Source organism: Caulobacter segnis, assembly GCF_029543125.1.
Lineage (GTDB): Bacteria > Pseudomonadota > Alphaproteobacteria > Caulobacterales > Caulobacteraceae > Caulobacter > Caulobacter segnis_D.
In genome coordinates, this window is record NZ_JARQWW010000001.1 from 456,714 (window position 1) to 479,247 (window position 22,534).

A 22,534-nucleotide genomic window follows, 5' to 3' on the forward strand; every position below is an offset into this window, starting at 1 on the left:
TCGAGCGTGCGGCTGCGAGGCTGAGCAGGTCCTTACGAGAGCTGCGACGCCCGTTCCATACAAACCAGGGCTATGTCGTCGACCTGGCCAGGAACGGTTGGTCCTTAGCCACCACGATGCGTCCCTGGCTGTCGAATTCGATGCGCACCAGGCCCGGCTTCTCGCGGAAGGGCGCGCTGTCGTCATTGCCGAAGTAAGTCTGCCACCAGCGCCCCTGGTGATCTTTGAAGACATTGCCGCCGCCCCCGCCCGGCACGCCCTCGTGGCGGGTGTGGTATGGGCCAAACAGCTGGTCGGACATGGCGAAGGCGAAGGAGTATCGGCCGTCGGTCTTGTGGACGACGCCCAGATAGTAACGGCCGTCGTGCTTGAAGAGCGTGACCCCCTCGAAGCCGAGCCGGCGACGGCCCTGAGCATCGGTCTGCGCCGTCGCCTCGTCCAGCTTCAGGGGAATCCAATCGCCCTCGAAGGCGCTGAAGTCGCGCTTGATCTGGCGGATCGCCTCCCCCGCGCCGAAGCTCAGCCAGACGCGTCCGTCGTCATCCTCGAACAGAGTGGAGTCGATGTTGCCCTTGATCGGCGCCACATCGGAGATCACCGGCCGGTAGGGCCCCTCGGGCTTGCCGGAAACGCTCTTGAGCAGCCCCACGCCGACGCCGCTGATGGAGGTGCAGATGACCCAGGCGCCGGCCACGAAGTGGATCTCCGGCGCCCAGATCGCCCGGAACGGCACGCCCTTGCGCATCGTCCAGTTCTTCTCCCAGGTCCCGTCGCGCTCGATGCTCCAGACCAGACCCAGGTAGTCCCAGGTCTCCAGATCGCGGGAGCGCCAAAGCTCCACCCCGTCGTTGCAGGCCCAGATGTTGTCGCCCGTCGAGCCGGTCATGTAGTAGGCGCCGTCGGGGGCGGGCCGCACGATGGTGTCGCGAATGTGCGCGTCCCAGATTGGCCGGATCGGCGGCAGAAGCCCGTCCTTGACCACTGAACCGGAGGACGATCCGCCCCAGGGCGCCGTGGGATAGGACCGCGGAACCGGTCCCTCATAGCGCACGTCCGGCATGCCCGAGACCCAGCCGCCGCCCTGAGTGCGCGCGCTCACGGGCGCGCCGCCGCCGCTGACGCCGGAATAGGGCCAGTAGTCGCGTCTCGGCGCAGGGATGATCCTGCGGCTGTTGTCCACATCCGCCGCCAGCGGCTTGCCCGGCGGAGGCGGCGCGTCGGTGTAGACGGTCTGCGCCAGGGCCGCGCCAGGCGCCAGGGCGGCGAGGCCCAGCACGATGTCGCGTCGGTGCGGCTTGTGTCGATTCATGGCGGACTTGCCTCAGACTTTCGGGCGCCAGCCGTCGGCGCCGGCCAGGAACACGGACTTCGACCAGCGGGCGGCCTGCGCCCTGGTCAGCTGGTGCGTGCGCGGCTCGCGCGCCGAGACGTCGCCTCCCGGTCCCGTCGAGGCGAACTCGGCGAAATAGGCGGTGTCCAAAGTAGTGGTCCGGCCCGGATGCCATTCGCGCCAGCCAGCGGGATTCAGCGGCGCGCGGATGTCGGTGCGCATGAAGATCACCGCCGCGTATGGCCGCCAGGCGCGGCCCAGATAGACGTTCCCGGCCCCCGGCTCGGCGGTGATCACGCAGCGGTCGAAAACATAGGCGCTGTCCTGATCGGGGGCGTTCTTGCTCTGCGCCGTGATCAAGATCTCGTCATTGGTGATGGCGTGGATATGGCACCGGTCGAAGAAGGCCTTGGCGTCGCCGAAGATGAAATCAACGTGCCCCTCGATGCGGCAGTCATGGAAGTACTGGCGACTGGGCGGACGCCCCTTGCGGCTGGCCGCGTAGAGGGTGTCCTGAGCGCCGAGCAGCACCACCTTGTCGAACACCGCGCGGTCGCCGGTGATCGACAGCGCCACCGCCTGGGATCGCTGCGGATCACGCAGGTGGTAGTCGTTCTGGATTGTCAGATTGCGGGCGGTGAAGTCGTCGCCCGAGACGTTGAGGGTCGAGGACTTGAAGGTGCCGCCGGCGGTTCGTGCGCCGTCGCCAAAGACCAGCACCACATCGCCCGGCTTGGCCCCGAGCCCGGTCAGGGTGACGCCGCCGGCCTCGATGGTCAGCTTCTCGCGATAGGCGCCAGGCGCGATGAGCAACTCGCCGCCTTGCGGCGGCAGGGCGGCGAGACCCGCCGCGACCGTCGGGTGATGGCCTGGCCCCACCCGGACGCGAGAATGCGCGGCGGCGGAGGCGGGAAGGGCCGGCGCCAGGAGCAGCCCGGCGGCGACCGCGCGGCGGGACAGGGCCCTGTTCATTGCGACGCCCGCTTGGGATAGCCGCCGACCTCGGCCTCGTCGTCGATGACCCTGCCTGTCCCGTCCTTGACCTGACGCACCACGCGAAGGTCGGTCGCATCGCGGTCCCAGGGGCGAGCACCCGCCCGGGCCAGAACCTTGGTCTCCACCTGCGACGCCGGGATCGCCTTCAGGCCGCTTGGCCAGAACGGCGCCTTGGCGAGCGGCCGCACCTTGGGCAACGGTTCGGTGGGCAAAATGCGCAAGGGCGCCATGACGCGACCGTCGGCCAGATGTGCGAGGTTGTCCTTGGCGAACAGCTCCAGATCACCCTGCCCCTCGACGATGAGGAACGGCAGGTCCGGTCGGGTGGAGCGGCCGCCCTTGAGCACGTTGCCCACCAGGACGAGCTGGCCGACCTGCCAGGGGTGGCCGACCCACTCGGAGGCGTTGAGGGCATAGTGCATGGCTCGTGTGCCCGGGTCATAGATCAGGTTGTTGACCGACACCGCGTGGACCCCGCCCTTGAACAGCTGATTGCGCTCGAGGTTGTGGGCATAGAGGTTGCCGACGATCAGGATGCCCGTGGCGTTGTCGTGGATCAGGCTGCCCTTGGAGTGCTCGCCCTTGACGTGGCTGGCGTTGGACAGGCCCTCGGAGACGATGTTGTTGCTGAAGGTCACGCGGCGCGAGGTTCCGGCGCGCCAACCGGCGACGTCCTCTCCTCCCTCGAACCTGGGGCCGGAGGCCGACAGGTTCTCGTCCGTCGCCCACGAGATCGAGCAATGGTCGATGATCACGTCGCGGGCGCTGCGCAGGGAGATTCCGTCGACCTCGTAGCCGCTCTTGTCGGGCGCCCCGTCGCGGCCGGCCCGCACGCGGATATGGCGCACGATCACGTCGTGGGTGTTGATGGCCAGATCCCCCCGGATGAGGGTGACGCCCGGAGACGGCGCCCCTTCGCCATCGATCGTCACGAACGGCTCGCGCAGCTGGAGGGTCTTGCGGCCAAGATCGATGACCCCGCCCACGGCGAAGCTGATGATGCGCGGGCCCTTGGCCTTGAGCGCCGCGCGAAGGGATCCCGGCCCTTCATTGGCGAGGGTGGTGACGACGATCCTGCGACCGCCTTCGCCGCCGCGGGTGCGCGTGAAGCCGTCGTCCTCCGATGCCGCCGCGGCGGTCGATACGGCCGCAGCCGCAAAGACGGCGGCGGTGAACGTTCGGCGGCTGATCCGCCCGGTGCAAGGTCCCATCGGCTCCTCCCGAGCGCGCTCTTCCAGGCGTCTTGCACACGAAATGGTTGCGCTTCGACGAGCCGGCGAAGCACCCCTTTCCGTAGCGTCCTTATGGCCGCGACGTCCTTGGCGGGCTCATCAAACGAGGGGAGCCAAGGCTCGGTCAAGAAAAAACTGACACCGGTGGCATTGTCAGCAAACGGGGTTCGAGTTAGCAATGATACCGGTATCTTTCGCGATTTCACGACGAAAGGGCCGTTTTCGCCTGTCAGGGCGGGAGCAGAGAGATGACGGCCGTCCCCTGGGCTGGGCGGTTGTGAGCGAGCATCGGCCGGCGGGCGCGTCCCGTTCAAATCAGGCCGGGCATCGTGGGAGGAGCCCGGGGAAGAGACCTATGATTCAGATCACGCCACAATTGCGTGCGCGCCTCGGTTGTGGGGCGTCGTCGCGGGCCATCGCCATGGGCGCGGCGCTCGCCGCCACCCTCGTCTGCGGCCCCGTCATGGCCCAGGAGGCCGCCCCGGCGGAAGACACCGCCGTCGATGAAATCGTCGTCACCGGGTTCCGCGCGGCTTTGCAGAGCGCCCTCGTGCAGAAGCGCGAATCCAACGTCATGGTCGACGTCATCAACGCCGAGGACATCGCCGACTTCCCCGACGCCAACCTGGCCGAATCGCTTCAGCGCCTGCCGGGCGTGTCGATCGACCGGGTCAACGGCGAGGGCAACACCATTTCGGTCCGGGGCCTGGGGGGTGATTTCACCCGCGTTCGCCTGAACGGCCTGGAGACCCTCTCGACCTCCGGCTCCAGCACCGCCGACGGCGCGCTGAGCCGCGACCGGGGCTTCCAGTTCAACACCTTCGCCTCCGAGCTCTTCAGCTCGCTGCAGGTGCAAAAGACCGCCTCGGCGGAAGTGGACGAAGGCTCGCTGGGCGCTACGGTGGACCTGATCAGCGGCCGCCCGTTCAACTACAGCGGCCGGCGCATGGCCTTCACCGCCCAGGACGCCTATTACGAGAACGGCGGCAAGCATAACCCGCGCCTGGCCGGTCTGCTCTCGGATCGCTGGGACACGCCGCTGGGCCAGTTCGGCGTCCTCGGCTCGGTGGCCTACAACCGCCGCGAACAGGTCATCGACAGCTATACGCGCGGCCTGGGCGGGCCCGACTACACCTATCGCGGCTCCACCTACAACAACGCCGCCGCCGCGGCCGCGGGCGACCCGCAAGGCTTCGCCCTGCCCACCAATGTCAACGCCGCCAACGTCATTCCGCGCGTCACCAATCCGGAAGCCCTGCAGTATCTGATCGGCTCCAACCCGCGCGCCTATGAGCTGCTCTACGGGCCGAACAACTACCGCGGCTCGCTGGTGCGCATCCCCACCCTCTCGTCGCTCAACCACCGCGAACTGGAGCAGGAGCGCCTGGGCCTGACGCTTTCCATGCAGTGGAAGCCGACCGAGCGCACCACCATCAGCTATGACGGCCTCTACGCCGAGATGGATCAGACCGCCGACAACTACCAGATCGGCGCCATCGGCCTGAACCGCAACAACACCAACGGCAACCGCACGCCCACCAACTTCAGCTACCAGACCGCCACAACGGCCTCCGCCGCGCAGAACACCTACGCCAACCGCCGCACCGCCTACGCCAACTGCGCCACCCAGGCGGCGACGTCATTCCGCGACGCCATCGACTGCGGCCAATCGCAGTACGGCAACACGCCGGTGTTCAACTCGACCATTTATGGCGCGGGCGGCCTGCCGGCCGGAGCCGGCAGCTTCAACCCCAACAATCTCGAGGTCTACGACTACTACAACCAGCCCGGCTCAGTGGGTTATGTGGCCCACCCGCAAGGCCAGGCCATGCGTGCACAGTTCCTGGGCCGTCCCGCCACGCGCCTCATCGATGCGGGCCTGACCTCCGCGGGTGACAGCGCCAACTACCTGGTTCTGGGCAATGTCGACTTCCGCTCGGCCATCGACCAGGGCTCGTTCACCAACTACTTCGCCCAGAACTCGATCGACATCGAGCACGAGCTCACCGACAACCTGCGGGTCCACGGCCGCTACGGCCGCTCGCGCTCGATCAACAAGAACCGGGGTCTGCTGGCGGACTTCATCCGCCTGGATTCGGGCAACGGCACGGCCGGCAACGGTTACTTCGTCTATGACGACCGCCAGGGCGGCGCCATGCCGTCCATGGACTTCGGCTTCGACGTTGCCGATCCGACCAAGTGGGACTTCGTGAAGGGCTACTCGGCGCTGCGCCACTACTACACGATCGCGCGCAACGACTACGAGGCGATCCAGTTCGACGTCGCCTACGACCTGAACCCCAACTTCACCTTCAAGGCGGGGGGAAGCCAGCGAGAATTCGGCTTCTACTACACTCGCTATGAACGCCTGATCGGCGACACCATGAACCCCAGCCTGCTCGAAGGCGTGCGCGGCGGCCTGGTGGGCGCGACCACGGTCGGCCAGATGGGCAAGGTGGTGAAGTTCGGCGAGGGCCTCGACCTGCCGGCCGGCACGCCGCAGAGCTTCTTCGCGCCGAACCTCGACGCCTTCCGCGAGCGCTTCGGGTTCGACTGCAACTGCATCAACAAGTTCGGCGACTGGCGCCTGTCGGACCTGCGCAACGGCGGCGTCGGCACCTTCGGCGTCGATGAGAAGGACACCGGCTTCTTCGGCCAGGTGGACTACAATCTCACCTTCCTCGGCCGCACCTTGCGCGGCAATGTCGGGGTGCGTCAGGTCAAGACCGAGATCGAGGCTCGCGGCCGCACGCCCAGCGGCCGGCCCGTGGTGGAGAACCACGAGTACAACGACACCCTTCCGTCGTTCAACGCCGCCTATGAGCTCAACGAAAAGCTGATGCTGCGCGTCGGCGTGGCCAAGGTCATGGCTCGTCCGCAGCTTGTGGCTCTGTCGCCCGGGATCAGCAACCTGACGGTGCCCACGGGCATCGGCACGCAGCCGGCGGACTATGACGGCAGCAACGCCGCCATCACCGTGGGAAATGTGCGCCTGAAGCCGTTCCGCGCCACGAACTATGACGCCAGCGTCGAGTGGTACTTCGACACCGGCGCGGTGCTGTCGGCGGCGGTCTTCCGCAAGGAGATCAACAGCTTCCCGCAGATCGTCATCCGCGAAGGACCGCTCAGCTCGATCTTCGACGCCGAAGGCATCGCCAGCATCCGCGCCACCTACGACGGCCTGACGGACGATCAGTCGGCCAGCCGCCGGGCCTATCTGGATCAGGACCGCACCTTCCAGATCCGCCAGTACAACGACGCGCCGGGGGGCTACCTTCAGGGCTTCGAGCTGAACTATCAGCAGAACCTGACCTTCCTGCCGGAGACCTTCGGGTTCCTGCCGCAGTGGACCGAGAACTTCGGGGTCCAGGCCAACTACACCTATATCGACAGCGAGCTGGAGTTCATCCTCGACCCGGTCGCCAACATCACCGGCAAGGCGCCGTTCCTGGGCGCCTCGCCCAAGTCGGTGAACGCCACGGTGTTCTACGAGACCGACAAGTTCAGCGGCCGCTTCTCGGCGGCTTACCGGTCGCCCTACAAGACCACCTATCCGCTGGCCTCGGGCGGCTGCAATCCGGGCGTCTGCGATGCGCCGCTGATCAACGACTTCGTGTCGAGCAGGAAGACCTTCAACCTCGACGCCTCGTTCTCATATCAGTGGAACGACCACGTCACCTTCACGGCCGAGGCGCTCAACCTCACCGACCAGAAGGACCAGCGCTATGGCTACGAGAACGACCCGCTCGTCTCGCAGTACGCCAGCACCGGGCGCCAGTTCTTCGTGGGCGCGCGCATCGTCTACTGATCTCGAAGACCCCTTGGATCCCCTCCAAGGAAACTTCCGGGCGCCGGTTCATCCGGCGCCTTTTCTTTTCCGGCGGAACTCGGGGCAAAGTAGACAACTTTGTCAATCGTAACGCGTCACTTGACAACGGGGACTTGAAGTCCAAACTAGAACAATGGAGATCGAGAGCATCCGCCACAAAGGGCTGAAGCGTTTCTTCGAGACCGGCAATGCGAAGGGCCTGGTAGGCGATGTCAGCCGATTGCGCAGGATGCTGGCCTTCATCGACGCGGCCGAGGCTCTTGGAGAGTTGGTTACGCCTCCGAATTTCGGGCTGCATCAGCTTACCGGTGATCGCTCAGGCTTTTGGTCGATGACCGTGACGAAGAATTGGCGCCTGACGTTCTGTATCAATGATGACGGCGCGCTCATCGATCTGGACCTGGAGGATTATCATGGCTCTTAAGATGCATCCGTCCCTGGCCGTTCATGTAGGTGACTGGCTCAACGCCGAGATCGTGTCACCCGCGGGTGTGAGCGTGACCGCTCTTGCCGAGCACTTCAGCGTCTCAAGGCAGGCGCTCAGCAACCTGCTCAACGGTCACGCCAAGCTGTCGGCGGATATGGCGATCCGCTTTGAGAAGGCCTTCGGCGTCAAGGCCGACACGTTGCTGCGCATGCAGACGGCATATGAGTTGGCTGAGGCGCGTGCGCATGAAAGCTCCATCAAGGTGAAGCCATTCGCCAAAGCCGCCTGACTACAGGCGTCCTTCCAGCAGAGCGTTTGCGCACTACGACGGTAGGACGCGGCCGGCATCATTGCAGATGACGCAGACAAGGCGGTCATCGGCCGGGGGCAGCGATCTTGCCAAGCGGCACGATCCTCAGCCTGGCGAGTAGAGCTCGAAGGGGTTGAGAACCGCCGAGCCGAGCGTTTCGACATCCTTCGTACTGCGTGTAACGAGCGTCAGACGGTGAACCAGTGCGGTGGCGGCCAGCATGCTGTCGATCTTGGGACAGATCGAATTGCGCTCAGCCTGCCCCACTGTTCAGCAACGGCGGTGTCGACACTGAGGATGCGTCCTTGAAACGCCACATGAACATCATTCAGCCAAGCTTCCAGCATTCGTGCCTTGAGTTCATCCCGACGACGAACCTGCTCGACCCCCTTGCGGATTTCTCCCAAGACAAGCGCGCTTAGGAAGATATCGTCCGCATCGATCGATGCGTACCAGCGGGCTAGATTGCGATCACAAGCCTCGCCCTTCCGCAGTTCGGAAATGATGTTCGTATCGATGAGAAAACTCATAGATCGACTTCGCGGCCGACGTCGCGGTCGCGATCAAGCTCAATCCCGTCAAGCGGTGCTGACGCGAGCAAGGCTTTCAGGTCCGTTTGCGCGCCGCGCTGGAAGCGATCGCGCAGGAGGCGCCCTGTCTCATGCTGGAGCACCGGATCAGACAGAGCAGACGCCACACTACGCAGCAGGCTTGCGTCTTGCTTATCGACGCTAACCTCCAACCGAACAAATCCACGACGCGCGAGCTTTGCTCGACGCTTCCCAAGAGCGGACTGAGCAGTTTTAGTCATGGCAAACTTTCCATTTCCGGAAATTTTTCCGGAAGTATCTGACAAGGCAAGCTTCTCCAGGGTGAAGCCCTTCGGCGCGGCGCTCGCCTGACCGAACACGACACCGTCGCCCGCCCGGGCCGCAGACGCGTCTATGCTGCGAGCGCCTGCTCGCGGACCTTCCGATCTGGGTTTCAGCGCTCAGATGAGCACGCCGAACAGCCATCGAGGGGAACGGCGCTTTAGCGCGCCGAACCGGACGCGCTAGTAGGCGGTCTTCTGGAAGAGGACGACGAGGGCGGTCTTGATGAGGATCTTGAAGTCCAGGCCGATGGACCACTTCTCGATATAGGATACGTCCATGCGCACGCGCTCGTTCATGAGGCTGTCGCAGGACTCGCCGCGAAGGCCGGCCACCTGGGCAAGACCCGTAAGGCCCGGGCGGACCATGTAGCGGGCGTCGTAGTCGGCCACCTGGGCGCGGCACAGGATGTCGTGGTCCACCGCGTGGGGGCGCGGGCCGATCAGGCTCATCTCGCCTTTCAGCACATTGATCAGCTGCGGCAGCTCGTCGATGGAGGAGCGGCGCAGGAAGCGGCCGATGGGGGTGATGCGGTCATCGTCGCGGGTGGCCTGGCGGAACGAGCCGGCCTCAGCCACGCGCATGGAGCGGAACTTCAGAATCAGGAAGGTCTTGCCGTTCAGGCCCGTGCGGCGCTGACGAAAGAGGATCGGGCCCTTGGAGGACAGGGCCACCAGGATCGCCGCGGGCACGGTGAGCGGCAGGGTGAAGATCAGCATGCCCAGCGCCACCACGATATCCATGGCCCGCTTCAGCACGCTCGTCACCGCAGCCGGCGCGCGCTCGGCGGCCAGCAGTTCGTCCGCTGTCTCGATATTGAACATCCCAGCACCCCATGCCCACAACCACGGGGGAGCGTGGCAAGGACGGGGCCAAACTAGAAACGTAGTTATCAAATGGCAAAGAGATTCGGCGAACAGCGGGATTAAGCTTACTCAAACGCTGCGCGAAGGGGCGCCGTTTGACTATTCGGCGACAAATCCGAGCGATCCGAGACACTTATGTCGCCTGTCCGACAATATTCGGCCCGCGCCTCGCTCAGTCCATCTCAGGCGGATTTCGGATAACTTTGTTATCCGTCATGCAGCATTGACCGCGCCTCTCGTGCAACTGAAAGCTGCGCCAGTTTGGGACTCAGCAGGCGTTGGCCGCCCTCCACCGTGAAGTGGTTGTGGTCGCGCAGAAGCACCGCCCCGCCCAGGATCGTCGCGCACCGCGCGCCGTCGCAAAGATCGTCCCAGAGCGGCGCCCAGCGCACCCCAGGGGTGCGCGCGGCGATGCGAGCGAGGATGGCGTCGGCGTCCCGCGCCTCCTTCGCATTGATCGCCGTCCCGACGCGGCAGGCCTTCTCGTCCCGGCCGGCCTGGCGAGCGCGCGACAGGCACTGGGCCGGCCAGAAATCGAAGGCCGGGGTCGAGCCGAGGACCACGATCTCCACATCGGGGCCGAGAGCCTCGCGCATCCGCGTGAGACTGTACGTGGCGGCGCGCTCGAAGCCGCGCCCCCCGTCGGCCTCGGCGCCCTTGCGCATGATCCACCAGCCGGCGAGGACGACGGTCTTCAAGTCGGGATTAGCGGCGGCCTGGGTGAGCACGGCTTCGTTGAAGGCCGCGCAGTCGGCGGTCATCACCCCGACATTGGCGGCGACGCGGCCGTCGGTGAGGACGGGTCGGCAGGAACTCTTGCTGGCCTGGCGGGCCGGCACGCCGAGGCGATCGGCGAAGGCGTAAACGGCCGGGGCGAAATGGTCGGCGTGGCTGTCGCCCCACAGCAGGATGGCGGCATGCTCGCCCCCGGGGGTGCAGGCCTTCGCGGGGGCGGGAGCGCCGCTGGCGCTGTCCACGTGACACCTGGCGCGCCGGGGGTTGATGCTGCGGCCCGCGGCCTCGGCGACCGCCACGCCGGGCGCGGCGCGTTGCCTGAAACCGTCGCTCAGAGCCGCCGAGGCCCCTGCCCCGGCAAGCACGGCCAAGCCGGCCGCCGCGCCGCCGAGCACTTTCAGGTCGGGGCGCGGCAGGCGCACGTGGGTGCGGAAAGGACGCTCCACGTACCGCCAGGAGAGCCAGGCCAGCAAAAAGGCGAGGGTGACGGCGGCAGCGGCCTCCGCCGGCTCGAAGTCACGGTTGAGCGCGACCCGACCCAGCACCAGCACCGGCCAGTGCCAGAGATAGAGCGAGTAGGAGATCAGCCCCACACCGACCATCGCCTTGCTTGACAGGAGGCGCGTGACGGGGCCCGCGTCACGGCCCACATGCAGCAGCAAGGCGGCGCCCAGACAGGGCGGGATCGCCCCGAAGCCGGGGAAGGGCGTCGTCGCCTCATAGGCAAGCATGGGCCACACGATCAGTCCCAGACCCGCCGCCGCCAGGACGGCGCGCAGACGCGCCGGGCGGACCCTCGGCGCCATGCCCATGGCCAGCCCTGCCCCGAGCAGGAGCTCCCAGGCGCGGTAAGGCGCCAGATAGAAGGCCGCCTCGCCATTGCGCCCCACCATCCACACGCTCGCGGCCAGGGACAGTGCGCCGAGCCCCAGGACGGCGGCGAACATCCGCCGCCGGGTGGCGTGGCGCACCAGCAGGGCCAAAAGGATCGGCCAGACGATGTAGAATTGCTCCTCCACCGACAGCGACCAGGTATGCAGCAGCGGCATGTCTTCCGCCGCCCGGCCGAAATAGCCGCCTTCGTTGAAGAAGAAGATGTTGGAGGCGAAGATCGCCACCCAGACCGCGCTCTTGCCCAAGGCTTCGAGCTCTCCGGGCGGCAGCAGGACCAGGGCGGTCAGGAAGGTGGCCGCCAGACAGGCGAACAGGGCGGGCAGGATGCGGCGGGCCCGGCGTTCATAGAAGCCGGCGAGGCTGTAGCGCCCTTTGTCGAGATCCGAGCGAAGGATGCTGGTGATCAGGAAGCCCGAGATGACGAAGAAGACGTCGACACCCACATAACCGCCGGACAAGGTCTCGAAGCCGGCGTGAAAGAGCACCACCGGAATGACCGCGACCGCCCGCAGGCCGTCGATATCGGGCCTGTAGCCGCCCGGCGCGGCGGCCGCGGGAGGGGCTTGGGCGTCATCGTGCATCCGGCGCCTCGTCAGTAACTTGCTGCGGTGCAAACTAACCCTGCCGCCCATGGCGAAAAAGCGGCGAAGCCGGGGCGATGTCAGGATTTGCCGTCGCCATGTCCGGTTCCTTGGCGCCGAACATCTTGGCCTGCCGCGAAAAACCCTTGCGCTAAGCTTAAGCTTATCGGCCGGCGTTCTTCATTGCTTAAGCATGTCCGCCGACGGTTTGTTTAGGCCCGCGATCTAAAAGACGGGCTGTTCCAGAAGGGAGCCGTCCGGTGAAGCATAAGCGCAAGGTTGATCAGGGCATCGACGACGTCGTCGATCCGGCCGCCCCTCGTCTGCATTTGGCGACGGGCCTGGAGGCCAGCGCCCAAAGCCCTGCCCGTCAGATGCAGTCCGACCTGGACCGCGCCTTCTCCGAGGAGGCCAAATGGCCCCCGCGCGTGACGCTCAGCTTCATCGTCGCCACCTGCGGCGCATTTTGGGCGATCGTGTTCCTGGCCCTCAAGGTGCTGCTGGGCTGATCCCGCCGGCGGCGCCAGAGCGGGCCGACCAGGAACTGTCGGGTCGCGGCGGACTTGAGACGGGATGCCTGCGCATCCAGACACCCTTCGGCCGATGGAGGCCCGCCCGGCGCCGCAGCTGCCGTCGACGGACGGCTGGTGGTACGAGCCCAAGTGGGATGGTTTTCGCTGCCTGGCGTTTCGTCAGGGCGCGCAGATCGACCTCAGAGCCAAGTCCGGCAAGCCGCTGGGACGCTACTTTCCCGAGATCATGGCCGTTTTGGCCGCATTGCCGTTTGATCGTTTCATCCTCGACGGTGAGCTGATTGTCGAGGTGAACGGCGAGACCTCCTTTGCGGCCCTGCAGATGCGGCTGCATCCCGCGCCCAGCCGCATCCGGCGCCTCGCGGCAGAGACCCCCGCCCGATACATGCTTTTCGACCTGCTGCTCGACCCGCAAGGCGGCGAGCTTCTGAACGCTCCGCGCCGGGACCGCGCCCGGCGCCTCGCAGCGCTCCTGCAGGGGACCGACAGCCGCCAACTGGCTCTCACTCCCGGAACGGCGGATCTGGCGTGCGCCCAGGCCTGGCTTGACGCCGGCGACATCGAAGGCGTCATCGCCAAACGCGACGACGGGCCTTATGCCCCGGGCGAGCGGGCGATGGTCAAGGTCAAGCGGTTGCGGACGGCGGACTGCGTCGTCGGCGGCTTTCGCTACGATCGGGCCGGCGCGACGGTCGCCTCGCTGCTGCTTGGCCTTTATGATGAAGATGGCCGGCTCAACCACGTCGGCTTCACCTCCGGCCTGGCGGCGGCCGACAAGCCCGCCCTGACCCGAAGGCTGGAGGCGCTGCGCGGGGGGCCGGGATTCACCGGCGACGCACCCGGCGGCCGCAGCCGCTGGAGCGACGAGCGCAGCGCCGCCTGGGAGCCGCTTCGTCCCGAACTGGTGGTGGAGGTCGCCTTCGACCACGTCTCCGAAGCCCGCTTCCGTCACGGCACGCGGCTCGTTCGCTTTCGACCGGACAAGTCGCCGCGGCAGTGCCGCTGCGAGCAGCTTCAGGCGTGAGGCCGCGATCACCGGACAAGCCTGCGGATCTCGCCCCCCTGCCGCCGCCGCCCCCCCCGCCCTTTGCGGGTGACGTCGCCGCTGCCGCCGGTTCAGCCAGAGCCTGAAGTTTCCCAGTCTTATCCGATGTTAAGCGCGGACCTAACGGTCGGGCGCTGTCGTTTGACGGGAGCCGGAGGACATCATGTCCGCCGGGGCTCGGGAGGACATGAAGATGCGGGCTTTCCAGATGGACGTCGCCGGCATGCGCTATTGGGGCAGCTGGCTGCAGCAGGGTGAGAACATAAAGGTGCGGTGTGACTACGGCTCGGCCACCTTTCCCCTGGAAGGGCGCGATCCGCGCCACGTGGCTCGAGAACGTCTGCTGCAGTTGTTGCCGCCCCGCCCGTCCTGGAGGTGACATGCCATCCGTGCGGGGCTGATCGGGTGCGGCTCTCAACGGGCGCAAGCCGCGCGGCTTGCGCCGACGAGGGCGCACCGGGCGGCGCAGGCCGCCTCGGTTCCGGCCCGAGCCAGGTCCCCGAGCGACAATACGCCCACGAGGCGCCTGTCGATGTTCAGCACGGGCAGGCGGCGAAGCTGATGCCTCGCCATGCATGAGGCCGCCGCCTCGAGGCTGTCATCCTCCAGACAGCACCTCACCGGGGCGCTCATCACCCCGGCCACCGGCGCGCCCGGCCGAAGACCGCCGGCCAGTGCGCGCACCACGATATCGCGATCGGTGACCACGCCGACCAGACGATCGGCGTCGCCGACGGGCATTCAGCCGATGTCGAGGCTGGCCATGGTCCTGGCCACCCTCTTCAGACTGTCGGCGGGTCGGCAGATGGTCGCGCAGACGGTCATGGCGTCGCGGACCCGCAGGCCGGTCAAAGGTAGGCCGTGGGGCGATGGTCGGCCCACCCCGCCCGTCCCCCGTGCGAGCGGCTGTCAGCAATGTCCAGAAGCGTCGCCAGGCGGTCCCGGGCCCGGTTGATGCGGCTCTTGATCGTGCCGACCGCGCAGCCGCAGACCTCGGCGGCCTCCTCGTAGGACAGTCCCGAGACCACAACCAGGATAAGCGCTTCGCGCTGCTCGGGCGTGATCTTGTCCAGAGCCTGCAAAAGCTCGCCGAACCTCAGGCGCCACTCCTGATCCGGCGCCTGCCCCAGCTGGGCTGCGTGCCGCCCCTCGACATCCTGGACCATCGAGCGTTCGCGACGAAGCCTGGAGTAGAACACGTTGCGCAGGATCGTATGCAGCCAGGCGCGCAGGTTCGTGCCCTCCTGAAACTGGCTGCGATGGCGGCAGACCCTGAGCAGCATTTCCTGAACAAGGTCGTCGGCGTCGGCCAGCGACCCCGTCAGACTGGCGGCGTAACCGCGCAGCTGCGGAATGTAAGCGGTGACGTCGCGCATGAACTTGTCCATGGCCCCTCAACGGCGAAAGTGGATTTTCGCCATCAAAGACCCTACGGTCCGCATACACCTTATCTTATGATAGTCTTCTGCAGCATAATTTATTGTTTCTTACAACAAACGTCGGGAACAAATTCCGCAAATATTAAATGCGACGGGAACACCACTTTCATCAAGCTTCACTTTACACTGGGAAGGCGAGAAACTTGGAGATGTCGCGGGTCTGCGGCCGGCGCACGAGGCCGCGAGCAGGTGCAGGCCAGGCGCTCCAGCAGGGCGCGGTCCTTGATGATGGTTCGGGCGCGCACGACGCGCACCGCCTGCGCCTGCTGCAATCTGACAGCCGCATGGGTCACGCTGGTGCGCTGCACGCCCAGCGCCATGGCCGCGTCGTCCTGGGTCATGGGGACGGTGGACAGGTCGCCTCCCAAACGACTGAGGTCGAGGATGCGGCGGGCCAGCCGCTGGGCGACGGAGTGGCGGGCCTGACAGGCCAGGTTGAGCGAAACGCGCTGGACCAGGGGCGCGGCCAGGGCGAGCACGTCGGGCGCGGGCCGACCGACGGCGGACGCCTGAGCCAGGAGCGCGTCGAGCGAGACTATGCCCAGCTCGCCGTCGAGCGCGGCGGTGAACTGCCCGTGCGCCGCCGTCGGCGGCCAGCCCAGCCAGTCGCCCGCGCCGGCCAGGGCCGCCTCGATCGAAAAGCCGTCATCAAGCTGCACGGCGACCGAAACGGCGCCCTTCAGCACGATTGCGAGCTGGCCGGGGTCGGAGCCGATATGAATCTGCTGACGCGCCTTGAACGGGTGCGGAATGACGCCGGCGCGAGCCAGGAGCCGTGCGAGATCGGCGGGCGAAAATGGCGTCCGGCGCACGTCGTCGAGGTCGGAGGTGAGCAACTTCGGTCCGGGGCAGTCTGCAACGAGCCCCAGCCTGCCGCGCGACGGCGCGCAGCGCCTTCACATAGGTTAGGACGCCTCAGCGCCCTTGTGCCGGGGGGCGCGCAGGGCGTCTTCGTCGTCGTCCAGCAGCTCCGGATCGGCGGCCGCCGCGATCGCCTGCTCCAGACGCCGACGGTCGGTGTTGGGCGTGACGACCGGGACGCCGTGGGCATGACGGGTCAGGGCGAGCACGTCGTCCGGAGCCAGACCGCTGGCGATGAAGATCACCGGCAGCCCGGGCAGGCGCTCGCGGACCCGCCGCAGGGCGGCGAAAGCGGTCTCGGCGCCGTCGCCGTTAAGATCGATCAGCGCAAGGTCGCACGGCGCCCCCAGGTCGAAACTGCGCGGATCTCGCTTGCGCACTTCGTAGCCGCACTGTTCGAGCGCCACGACCAGTCCCGGCGTCGGGGATCGGGCGGCGACGACGGCGTAGGCGCGACGGGCTGTCATACGGCCTTCGGCGGCGTCTGGCGCCGCGGCCCCGGGCCGCGCCGCGGGTCATGGTCGCCGACAGGGGCGCCGGGGCTGTGCGCGGCGTCAGCGGCGAGTGCGATGTCGAAGGGCATGCCAAGGCTCGGGGTCTGTCGGACAGATCTGCATTACGCGTGCCGGAGCCGAAGCGTTCCCGTGTCGGGTGGGCGACCCTGAAATCCTTTAAATTCAAGGATCTGTGCGCAACTACACTGTGCTCGACCCGACGGAACTTGCCCGATCGAGCGGTCGTTTAGGCCGCAGATCACAAGGAGCGCCGGGATGGAGCGACCAGGGTTCAACTTCACCATCGAGCAACGCGGCCGCCTTTGGACCTGGACGGCGCGTTCGCCATACGCGTCCACGGAGAGCGGGGTGGCCCGCTCGCGCCGGCAGGCGGCGGCCTGCGTCATCCGCGCACTCGTCCGCGCCGAGACGGATCGGATGCATGACGCCCCCACGAGGGCCGCCTGATGCGCGTGATCGAGCGGGCCGTCTATCGCGGCCCCCACCTCTACAGCAGCCGGCCGATGATCCGCATCATGCTGGACCTGGAAGCCCTGGAGGACATGCCGACAAACCGACTGGACGGTTTCACCGACAGGCTGCTTGCGATCCTGCCGGGACTGGAGGCGCACGGCTGCAGCCTTCGACGCCCGGGCGGCATGGTTGAGCGCATGCGCGACGGCACCTGGCTGGGCCACGTGATCGAGCACGTGGCGCTGGAGCTTCAGACCCTCGCCGGCGCCGCCGCCACGCGCGGCAAGACGCGTTCGGTGGCCGGCCGACGCGGGGTCTACAACATCATGTACGTCTATGAGGACGAGCACAGCGGACTGGCCGCAGGGCGCATGGCGATCGAGCTTGTGTGCGGCCTGCTGCCCCGCGCGCTGGGCCGGGTCGAAGGGCTCGACCTCATCGCGCCGCCGCTTGCGCCGGCGTCCGGCGACGGCCCCCTGCCCGGTCTTGCAGCCCTGAGCCGCCTTCGCGTCCGACACGGCCTGGGTCCGTCCACGCGTGCGCTGGTGGACGCCGCGCGGCGTCGGGGCATTCCCTTCCGTAGGCTGGACGAGCACAGCCTGATCGCCTTCGGCCAGGGCTGCCGCCAGCAAAGGCTGCGCGCCAGCATCACGGGCCGCACCAGCCACGTGGCGGTCGAGACCGCCGGCAACAAGGATCTCACCAAGCGGCTGCTGGCGCAGGCGGGCCTGCCGACGCCGCGCGGGGAAGTGGTCCGCAGCGTCGAGGCGGCCATTGACGCCGCCGCGAGGCTGCCCGGTCCCGTCGTGGTCAAACCCCTGGACGGCAATCACGGCCGGGGCGTCTCCATCGGCCTGATCGGTCCCGAGGCGGTCGCCGCCGCCTTCGCCATGGCGCGCGAACACAGCCCGAGGATCATTGTCGAGCAACAGCTCGTCGGCCGCGATCACCGCGCCCTGGTGGTGGGCGGCAGGTTGGTGGCCGTGGCCGAACGGCGCCCCGCCCGGGTGGTGGGCGACGGCGAGGCCGACCTTGCGACACTCATCGAGCGGCTGAACGCCGATCCGCGTCGCGGAGACGGTCATGAGAAGATCATGACCAAGGTCAGGATCGACGATGCTTTGGCGGCGCTGTTGCAGCGCGAGGGTTACGGTCTTGATTATCGGCCCGCGCCGGGTCAGACGGTGGTGCTTCGCGAAACGGCCAACCTGTCCACGGGCGGCGAAGCGATCGATCGGACCGCCGAGGTGCACCCCGACAACGTCGCCACGATCGAGCGGGCCGCGCGCGTCATCGGCCTGGACGTCGCGGGGCTGGACATCCTGATCCCGGACATCAGCCGCCCGTTCAGTGAGGTCGGCGGCGGGATCATCGAAATCAACGCCGCGCCGGGCCTGCGCATGCACCTTCAGCCCTCCGACGGCCAAGCGCGCGACGTGGCGGGGCCGATCATCGAACAGCTCTATCCGCGCGGCTCGCGCAGCCGCATCCCGGTCATCGCGGTGACCGGCACGAACGGCAAGTCGACCACCGTGCGCATGATCGACCACATCCTGCGCGGCTGTGGCTGGACGGTGGGAATGACCACCACCAGCGGCGTCTATATCGACGGACGCCTGATCAGGAAGGGCGACGCCAGCGGGCCCCGCAGCGCCCGCATGGTGCTTGACGATCCGACGGTGGAGGCGGCCGTGCTGGAAACCGCCCGAGGCGGCATCCTGCGCGAAGGTCTCGCCTTCGATCGGGCCGACGTGGGCGTGGTGCTCAATGTGGCCGAAGATCATCTGGGCCTGAAGGGCGTCGAGACGATCGAGGACCTGGCCAAGGTCAAGTCGGTGGTTGTCGACCAGGTCAGCAGACGGGGGGTGAGCGTGCTCAACGCCGATGACCCCTACACGCTTCGCATGGCCAGGCACGCCAAGGGACGGGTCGGGTTCTTCTCGCTTCGCGGCGGCGCGGAGATGCCCGCGCTGCTGCAGAAACATCTGGCCCAGGGCGGCTTGGCGGCGGTGCTGGAGCCGTCGGTCTACGGCGGCCTTCTGGTCATCCACGACGGATCGACAAGGATCGAAATCGCCCGGGCCGCCGACATGCCCGCGAGCCTGGGCGGCGCCGCAAGATTCAATCTGCAAAACGCTCTGGCCGCCTGCCTGGCGGCCTATGTGCAAGGCGTGCCCGTGGACAAGATCGCCGCCGGACTGGCGTCGTTCGAAAGCTCCTTCGAACAGAACCCCGGGCGCCTCAATCTCACGCGGGCCCCCGGTTTCACCACCATCGTCGATTATGCGCACAATCCGGCGGCCCTGCAGGCCCTCGGCGGTCTGCTGGCGAAGATGCGCGCCGACCATGACCGTGTGATAGGCGTGGTCAGCATCCCCGGTGATCGTCGCGACGAGGACATCCGCGCCATGGGACAGCTGGCGGCCGAGCTCTTCGACGAGGTGATCTTCCGCGAGCGTCCCGACGGACGGGGCCGGGCCCCGGGCGGCGTTCTGAGCCTGCTTTCGGACGCGGCGATCGCCACCGGGATGGCGCCCGAACGCGTGCGTCGCATCCTTGACGAGCCGGCGGCGGTGGACACCGCCCTTCGCCTGGCGCGCGCCGGGGATCTGGTCGTGCTCCTGCCCACCGAGGTCGAGCAGGTCTGGCGTCAGACCCTGGCGTTCCGCATGGCGGGCGGCTCCGAAGACGGACTGGAGGCGCGCATTCATGCCTGAGATTGATACGGGCCGCTGGGCCATCATCGTCCACGGCGGCGCCAAGGACATCCCGCCGCAGCTTGAGGCCCGGCACCGTCAAGGCTGCCTGATGGCCGTGGAGGCCGGGGTGCGCATTCTGACGGAAGGCGGCTCGGCCATACAGGCGGCGCAGGCCGCCGTCCGCGTGCTGGAGGACGATCCGGTGTTCAACGCCGGCCATGGCTCGGTGAAGAACGCCGACGGCGACATAGAATGCGACGCGGCGATCATGGACGGATCGGATCTTTCGGTAGGCGCGGTGGCGGCCGTGCGGCGGATCCGCAACCCGATCGACGCGGCCGTGGCCCTGCTCAGCGACAAGACCGTGCTTCTGGTCGCCGAAGGCGCCGAGCGCTTCGCGCGAGCCCGTGGCGTGGCCCTTTGCGAGCCGAAAGACCTTCAGGCTGTCCCTCAGGCCTGTGATGCGGGCTGCGACACCGTCGGCTGCGTGGTGATCGACGGCTATGGCGACGTGGCGGCGGCGACGTCGACCGGCGGTCTGGACGGCGCGCGCCCGGGCCGGGTCGGCGACTCTCCGCTTCCCGGCTGCGGCCTGTCCGCGGAGAACGGCGTCGGCGGGGTCTCCCTGTCGGGGGAAGGCGAGGCGATCATCAGGACGGGCATGGCTCACTGCCTGATGCGCGCCCTGGAGTTCAACACGCCCGGGGATGCGGCGAAGGCGGCCTTCGAGCGGCTCGCCAGGGTCGGCGCAGAGGCGGGCGCCATCGTCATCGACGCCGAAGGCCGCATCGACTGGATGCACAACAGCCGCGACTTCGCTGTCGGCTACGCCCGGCACGACATGGCCGCGCGCGCGTTCACCCGCCGGGAACAGGATCCGGGAGAAACGGCTTGAGCGAAGGCCCCCTCATCATCATCGGCGGTCACGAGGACAAGACCGGCGACCGCGTCATCCTGCGCGCCGTGGCCAAGGCCCTGCGTGGCGGCAAACTCGTGGTGGCGACCCTGGCCTCCCACAAGCCGGAGGGCTATTTCGACGGCTACCGCAAAGCTTTCGCCGACCTCGGCGCCGGCGAGCTGGTCGAGCTTTACCTGGAAGATCGCGCCCAGGCGCAGGATCCTGAAAAGCTCAGGCTGCTGGAGGGCGCGGCCGGCGTCTTCTTCAGCGGCGGCGACCAGCTGCGCATCAGCAGCCAGATCGGCGACACGCCCCTGGAGCAGCGCATCCGCGACATTTGGCGCGGGGGCGGCGTGCTGGCGGGAACTTCGGCCGGGGCGTCGGTCATGAGCGACACCATGTTGGTGCGCGGGGCGAGCGCCGAGTCCTATCGCATCGGCGACCTGCACATGGCGCCGGGGCTGGGGGTCGTTCGGGATGTCATCATCGACCAGCACTTCGCCGAACGCGGACGGATCGGACGCCTGCTCGGCGCGGTGGCCCACAGCCCGCGGGTGCTCGGCATCGGCATCGACGAGGACACGGCGATCCGCGTCGATGGCGATGACTTCCAGGTCCTGGGCTCCGGCGCCGTCTATGTGGTGGACGGCGAAGGCGTGACCCAGTCCAACATCGCCGAAGGCCGCTCCGAATGCGCGTTGTCGATCTACGATGTGCGCCTGCACGTGCTGTCATCGGGAGACGGCTTCGACCTGCGCCGCCGCCGTCCTCATGCGCAGCCGGCGCCGGTGGGGCCCGACCGGTGAACGCGACCATCGAGGACACCGTCAGCGCCCATCTCCTGCTGGCCCGCCTGCCCGTGTGCGTCCAGTCCCTGGCAAACGCCCGGGCCGCCGCTCTCATCGGCGTGCACGACCTGAATGACGACCCGGAAGGAATCGAAGCCTTTGCGCGGGACCTGGAGGACAGCTGCAGCGGCTATGAGCCCATGGCGCTGGACGTGTTGCAGCTGGCGGCGGCCGTCCGGCTGATCGGCGCGACGGCGGCGAGCCGCAGACGGCGATGACCGCTTTGTGGACCGCAAAGGACCAGCCTCCGACGAAGGAGGGGTCGGACGCCCTGGCGCAGTTCATCCGGGCGTTGGAGCGCCGCGGGTACCTGTTCGTCACGCCGGGGGGCGCGACCATCGCCCTCAACCGCCGCGGACGGGCTGACGAGGCCCGCACCTTGCGCGACATATTCGGCTGGAGTCTGGATTTCGCCGAGAAGGACCTGGAGCCCGGGCTTTTCGCCCTGGCGACGCGCGCAGGAATCCTGCGCTCTAACGGTGACCGTTGGCGCAGCCTCGTGCGCATCTCGACGGTGGAGGGACGCCTCTTCGCCCACTCGGCCTATCCGCCCAAGGCCGCCGACGCGGTCTTTCTTGGCCCCGACACCTATCGCTTCGCCCGTCTGGCGGCCGCCGAGGCGGCGAAGGGCGGACAATCCGTGCTCGACGTCGGAACGGGCGCCGGGGTGGGGGCGATCATCGCGTCATCGCGCCTTCCCCGGGCGCGGGTGACCGCCTGCGACATCAATGCGGCTGCGCTTTATCTGGCGCAGGCCAACGCCGAGGCCAACGGGCGCCCTGTCGAGTTTGTCCTGAGCGACGGGCTCAGCGGCGTGGCGGGCGGCTTCGACCTCATCATCGCCAATCCGCCGTTCATCAGCGGCAGGTTCGGCCGCGTCTATCGTGACGGCGGCGCCGACAGGGGGCTGGAGGTTCCCATGGCCTGGGCGCGCGAAGGCGCGCAACGGCTCAATCGCGCAGGCCGCATGCTGATCTACACCGGAAGCCCGATCGTGGACGCGGAAGATGCGTTTCGCCGGCGGCTGGAGCAGATGCTGCCCGGCCTTGGCCTGCGGCTGGACTACGAGGAGATCGACCCGGACATTTTCGGCGGCATGCTGGAGCGTTCCGATTACCGTGGTGTCGAACGCCTTGCGGCGGTGGCGGCCGTCATCCGACGTCCCTGAGCG

At 67.6% G+C, this 22,534-nt stretch carries 23 protein-coding genes; 12 read left to right on the top strand and 11 right to left on the bottom strand.

Going from position 1 to position 22,534, the window contains the following annotated elements:
• Positions 1–70: 70 nt before the first annotated feature.
• From P7B02_RS02220 to P7B02_RS02230, 3 genes are read right to left on the bottom strand one after another with little or no spacing between them, the layout of a single operon-like run.
• A complete protein-coding gene (locus P7B02_RS02220; RefSeq protein ID WP_277784669.1) occupies positions 71–1,309 on the bottom strand; it encodes a family 43 glycosylhydrolase in 1,239 nt (412 codons plus the stop codon).
• 12 nt (positions 1,310–1,321) lie between these two features.
• Entirely contained in the window at positions 1,322–2,302 is a 981-nt protein-coding gene (locus P7B02_RS02225) for a pectinesterase family protein (RefSeq protein ID WP_277784670.1), read from the bottom strand.
• Positions 2,299–3,537 carry a pectate lyase family protein gene (locus P7B02_RS02230; protein ID WP_277784671.1) on the bottom strand — a complete coding sequence of 413 codons (1,239 nt, stop codon included), beginning with the start codon at positions 3,535–3,537 and terminating at the stop codon, positions 2,299–2,301. The genes P7B02_RS02225 and P7B02_RS02230 overlap by 4 nt, the downstream gene beginning before the upstream one ends.
• A 376-nt stretch (positions 3,538–3,913) precedes the next feature.
• Here P7B02_RS02230 and P7B02_RS02235 point away from each other — a divergent pair, with 376 nt between their 5' ends.
• The 3 genes from P7B02_RS02235 to P7B02_RS02245 all read left to right on the top strand — a co-directional run bounded on the left by P7B02_RS02235 (position 3,914) and on the right by P7B02_RS02245 (position 8,103).
• Positions 3,914–7,366 (top strand): TonB-dependent receptor domain-containing protein, encoded by a 3,453-nt coding sequence (locus P7B02_RS02235; protein ID WP_277784672.1) that lies wholly within the window; start codon positions 3,914–3,916, stop codon positions 7,364–7,366.
• Positions 7,367–7,520: 154 nt separating this feature from the next.
• Positions 7,521–7,811: a type II toxin-antitoxin system RelE/ParE family toxin gene (locus P7B02_RS02240; protein ID WP_277784673.1), complete on the top strand. Its 291-nt coding sequence runs from the start codon at positions 7,521–7,523 to the stop codon at positions 7,809–7,811.
• Positions 7,801–8,103, top strand: a complete 303-nt coding sequence (locus P7B02_RS02245; RefSeq protein WP_277784674.1) for a HigA family addiction module antitoxin — start codon at positions 7,801–7,803, stop codon at positions 8,101–8,103. Before P7B02_RS02240 ends, P7B02_RS02245 begins: the two co-directional genes overlap by 11 nt.
• A 209-nt stretch (positions 8,104–8,312) precedes the next feature.
• On the opposite strand, the gene P7B02_RS02250 is transcribed toward P7B02_RS02245, so the two are convergent.
• The 4 genes from P7B02_RS02250 to P7B02_RS02265 form a co-directional block, all read right to left on the bottom strand.
• A complete protein-coding gene (locus P7B02_RS02250; RefSeq protein ID WP_277784675.1) occupies positions 8,313–8,654 on the bottom strand; it encodes a type II toxin-antitoxin system VapC family toxin in 342 nt (113 codons plus the stop codon).
• Positions 8,651–9,034 carry a hypothetical protein gene (locus P7B02_RS02255; RefSeq protein ID WP_277784676.1) on the bottom strand — a complete coding sequence of 128 codons (384 nt, stop codon included), beginning with the start codon at positions 9,032–9,034 and terminating at the stop codon, positions 8,651–8,653. Before P7B02_RS02255 ends, P7B02_RS02250 begins: the two co-directional genes overlap by 4 nt.
• A 144-nt stretch (positions 9,035–9,178) precedes the next feature.
• Positions 9,179–9,820 carry an exopolysaccharide biosynthesis polyprenyl glycosylphosphotransferase gene (locus P7B02_RS02260; protein WP_277784677.1) on the bottom strand — a complete coding sequence of 214 codons (642 nt, stop codon included), beginning with the start codon at positions 9,818–9,820 and terminating at the stop codon, positions 9,179–9,181.
• Between the two features lie 248 nt (positions 9,821–10,068).
• Positions 10,069–12,072, bottom strand: a complete 2,004-nt coding sequence (locus tag P7B02_RS02265) for an acyltransferase family protein (protein ID WP_277784678.1) — start codon at positions 12,070–12,072, stop codon at positions 10,069–10,071.
• Positions 12,073–12,332: 260 nt separating this feature from the next.
• Here P7B02_RS02265 and P7B02_RS02270 point away from each other — a divergent pair, with 260 nt between their 5' ends.
• From P7B02_RS02270 to P7B02_RS02280, 3 genes are all read left to right on the top strand, one after another.
• A complete protein-coding gene (locus P7B02_RS02270) occupies positions 12,333–12,581 on the top strand; it encodes a hypothetical protein (RefSeq protein WP_277784679.1) in 249 nt (82 codons plus the stop codon).
• A gap of 64 nt (positions 12,582–12,645) precedes the next feature.
• Positions 12,646–13,629, top strand: a complete 984-nt coding sequence (locus tag P7B02_RS02275; protein ID WP_277784680.1) for an ATP-dependent DNA ligase — start codon at positions 12,646–12,648, stop codon at positions 13,627–13,629.
• Positions 13,630–13,813: 184 nt separating this feature from the next.
• Entirely contained in the window at positions 13,814–14,029 is a 216-nt protein-coding gene (locus P7B02_RS02280) for a hypothetical protein (RefSeq protein WP_277784681.1), read from the top strand.
• Between the two features lie 35 nt (positions 14,030–14,064).
• Here the strand turns inward: P7B02_RS02280 and P7B02_RS02285 are convergent, their stop codons facing one another.
• From P7B02_RS02285 to P7B02_RS02300, 4 genes are all read right to left on the bottom strand, one after another.
• Positions 14,065–14,391, bottom strand: coding sequence for a CBS domain-containing protein (locus P7B02_RS02285; RefSeq protein ID WP_277784682.1), 327 nt, complete (start codon positions 14,389–14,391; stop codon positions 14,065–14,067).
• A 107-nt stretch (positions 14,392–14,498) separates the two neighbouring features.
• Positions 14,499–15,038 carry a sigma-70 family RNA polymerase sigma factor gene (locus P7B02_RS02290; RefSeq protein WP_277784683.1) on the bottom strand — a complete coding sequence of 180 codons (540 nt, stop codon included), beginning with the start codon at positions 15,036–15,038 and terminating at the stop codon, positions 14,499–14,501.
• Positions 15,039–15,205: 167 nt separating this feature from the next.
• Positions 15,206–15,925, bottom strand: coding sequence for a Crp/Fnr family transcriptional regulator (locus tag P7B02_RS02295; protein ID WP_277784684.1), 720 nt, complete (start codon positions 15,923–15,925; stop codon positions 15,206–15,208).
• Positions 15,926–15,994: 69 nt separating this feature from the next.
• On the bottom strand, positions 15,995–16,417 hold the full coding sequence (locus P7B02_RS02300) for a hypothetical protein (protein WP_277784685.1): 423 nt from the start codon (positions 16,415–16,417) through the stop codon (positions 15,995–15,997).
• 303 nt (positions 16,418–16,720) lie between these two features.
• Here P7B02_RS02300 and P7B02_RS02305 point away from each other — a divergent pair, with 303 nt between their 5' ends.
• The 6 genes from P7B02_RS02305 to P7B02_RS02330 are packed head-to-tail and all read left to right on the top strand — an operon-like array spanning position 16,721 to position 22,531.
• The gene (locus tag P7B02_RS02305; RefSeq protein ID WP_277784686.1) at positions 16,721–16,912 is read left to right on the top strand and encodes a hypothetical protein; all 192 of its coding nucleotides are present in this window, start codon (positions 16,721–16,723) and stop codon (positions 16,910–16,912) included.
• A complete protein-coding gene (gene cphA, locus P7B02_RS02310; RefSeq protein ID WP_277784687.1) occupies positions 16,912–19,635 on the top strand; it encodes a cyanophycin synthetase in 2,724 nt (907 codons plus the stop codon). The genes P7B02_RS02305 and cphA overlap by 1 nt, the downstream gene beginning before the upstream one ends.
• Positions 19,628–20,512, top strand: coding sequence for an isoaspartyl peptidase/L-asparaginase family protein (locus P7B02_RS02315; protein WP_277784688.1), 885 nt, complete (start codon positions 19,628–19,630; stop codon positions 20,510–20,512). Before cphA ends, P7B02_RS02315 begins: the two co-directional genes overlap by 8 nt.
• Positions 20,509–21,321: a cyanophycinase gene (locus P7B02_RS02320; RefSeq protein ID WP_277784689.1), complete on the top strand. Its 813-nt coding sequence runs from the start codon at positions 20,509–20,511 to the stop codon at positions 21,319–21,321. Before P7B02_RS02315 ends, P7B02_RS02320 begins: the two co-directional genes overlap by 4 nt.
• The gene (locus P7B02_RS02325) at positions 21,318–21,581 is read left to right on the top strand and encodes a hypothetical protein (RefSeq protein ID WP_277784690.1); all 264 of its coding nucleotides are present in this window, start codon (positions 21,318–21,320) and stop codon (positions 21,579–21,581) included. The genes P7B02_RS02320 and P7B02_RS02325 overlap by 4 nt, the downstream gene beginning before the upstream one ends.
• Entirely contained in the window at positions 21,578–22,531 is a 954-nt protein-coding gene (locus tag P7B02_RS02330; RefSeq protein ID WP_277784691.1) for a class I SAM-dependent methyltransferase, read from the top strand. Before P7B02_RS02325 ends, P7B02_RS02330 begins: the two co-directional genes overlap by 4 nt.
• The last annotated feature ends 3 nt before the right edge of the window (positions 22,532–22,534 follow it).

Excerpts from the sequence above, each read along its gene's own strand:
- P7B02_RS02220 (WP_277784669.1), bottom strand. The coding sequence starts at position 1,309 with ATGAATCGACACAAGCCGCACCGACGCGACATCGTGCTGGGCCTCGCC.
- P7B02_RS02225 (WP_277784670.1), bottom strand. The coding sequence starts at position 2,302 with ATGAACAGGGCCCTGTCCCGCCGCGCGGTCGCCGCCGGGCTGCTCCTG.
- P7B02_RS02230 (WP_277784671.1), bottom strand. The coding sequence starts at position 3,537 with ATGGGACCTTGCACCGGGCGGATCAGCCGCCGAACGTTCACCGCCGCC.
- P7B02_RS02235 (WP_277784672.1), top strand. The coding sequence starts at position 3,914 with ATGATTCAGATCACGCCACAATTGCGTGCGCGCCTCGGTTGTGGGGCG.
- P7B02_RS02240 (WP_277784673.1), top strand. The coding sequence starts at position 7,521 with ATGGAGATCGAGAGCATCCGCCACAAAGGGCTGAAGCGTTTCTTCGAG.
- P7B02_RS02245 (WP_277784674.1), top strand. The coding sequence starts at position 7,801 with ATGGCTCTTAAGATGCATCCGTCCCTGGCCGTTCATGTAGGTGACTGG.
- P7B02_RS02250 (WP_277784675.1), bottom strand. The coding sequence starts at position 8,654 with ATGAGTTTTCTCATCGATACGAACATCATTTCCGAACTGCGGAAGGGC.
- P7B02_RS02260 (WP_277784677.1), bottom strand. The coding sequence starts at position 9,820 with ATGTTCAATATCGAGACAGCGGACGAACTGCTGGCCGCCGAGCGCGCG.
- P7B02_RS02265 (WP_277784678.1), bottom strand. The coding sequence starts at position 12,072 with ATGCACGATGACGCCCAAGCCCCTCCCGCGGCCGCCGCGCCGGGCGGC.
- P7B02_RS02275 (WP_277784680.1), top strand. The coding sequence starts at position 12,646 with ATGCCTGCGCATCCAGACACCCTTCGGCCGATGGAGGCCCGCCCGGCG.
- P7B02_RS02280 (WP_277784681.1), top strand. The coding sequence starts at position 13,814 with ATGTCCGCCGGGGCTCGGGAGGACATGAAGATGCGGGCTTTCCAGATG.
- P7B02_RS02285 (WP_277784682.1), bottom strand. The coding sequence starts at position 14,391 with ATGCCCGTCGGCGACGCCGATCGTCTGGTCGGCGTGGTCACCGATCGC.
- P7B02_RS02290 (WP_277784683.1), bottom strand. The coding sequence starts at position 15,038 with ATGGACAAGTTCATGCGCGACGTCACCGCTTACATTCCGCAGCTGCGC.
- P7B02_RS02300 (WP_277784685.1), bottom strand. The coding sequence starts at position 16,417 with ATGACAGCCCGTCGCGCCTACGCCGTCGTCGCCGCCCGATCCCCGACG.
- P7B02_RS02305 (WP_277784686.1), top strand. The coding sequence starts at position 16,721 with ATGGAGCGACCAGGGTTCAACTTCACCATCGAGCAACGCGGCCGCCTT.
- cphA (WP_277784687.1), top strand. The coding sequence starts at position 16,912 with ATGCGCGTGATCGAGCGGGCCGTCTATCGCGGCCCCCACCTCTACAGC.
- P7B02_RS02315 (WP_277784688.1), top strand. The coding sequence starts at position 19,628 with ATGCCTGAGATTGATACGGGCCGCTGGGCCATCATCGTCCACGGCGGC.
- P7B02_RS02330 (WP_277784691.1), top strand. The coding sequence starts at position 21,578 with ATGACCGCTTTGTGGACCGCAAAGGACCAGCCTCCGACGAAGGAGGGG.